Source organism: Planctomonas deserti, from assembly GCF_003067705.1.
Classification (GTDB): domain Bacteria; phylum Actinomycetota; class Actinomycetes; order Actinomycetales; family Microbacteriaceae; genus Planctomonas; species Planctomonas deserti.
Genome location: NZ_QANL01000256.1, coordinates 1 through 500, shown reverse-complemented (window position 1 = coordinate 500; position 500 = coordinate 1). Strand labels below are relative to the sequence as shown.

The following is a 500-nucleotide window of genomic DNA, read 5'->3' as shown; positions in this document are numbered from 1 at the left end:
GATGAGTTCGTGTCCGTACAACTGGCGTAATCATGGCCCTTCGGGGCCATTGTTTCTCTGTGGAGGAGTCCATGACGAAAGATGAACTGATTGCCCGTCTCCGCTCGCTGGGTGAACAACTGAACCGTGATGTCAGCCTGACGGGGACGAAAGAAGAACTGGCGCTCCGTGTGGCAGAGCTGAAAGAGGAGCTTGATGACACGGATGAAACTGCCGGTCAGGACACCCCTCTCAGCCGGGAAAATGTGCTGACCGGACATGAAAATGAGGTGGGATCAGCGCAGCCGGATACCGTGATTCTGGATACGTCTGAACTGGTCACGGTCGTGGCACTGGTGAAGCTGCATACTGATGCACTTCACGCCACGCGGGATGAACCTGTGGCATTTGTGCTGCCGGGAACGGCGTTTCGTGTCTCTGCCGGTGTGGCAGCCGAAATGACAGAGCGCGGCCTGGCCAGAATGCAATAACGGGAGGCGCTGTGGCTGATTTCGATAACC

1 protein-coding gene is annotated in these 500 nt (G+C 56.8%); it reads left to right on the top strand.

The window, feature by feature from the left end; all coding sequences use genetic code 11:
• The first annotated feature begins 71 nt into the window (after positions 1-71).
• A complete protein-coding gene (locus DAI20_RS18325) occupies positions 72-470 on the top strand; it encodes a DNA-packaging protein FI (protein ID WP_000158919.1) in 399 nt (132 codons plus the stop codon).
• Positions 471-500: the final 30 nt, after the last annotated feature.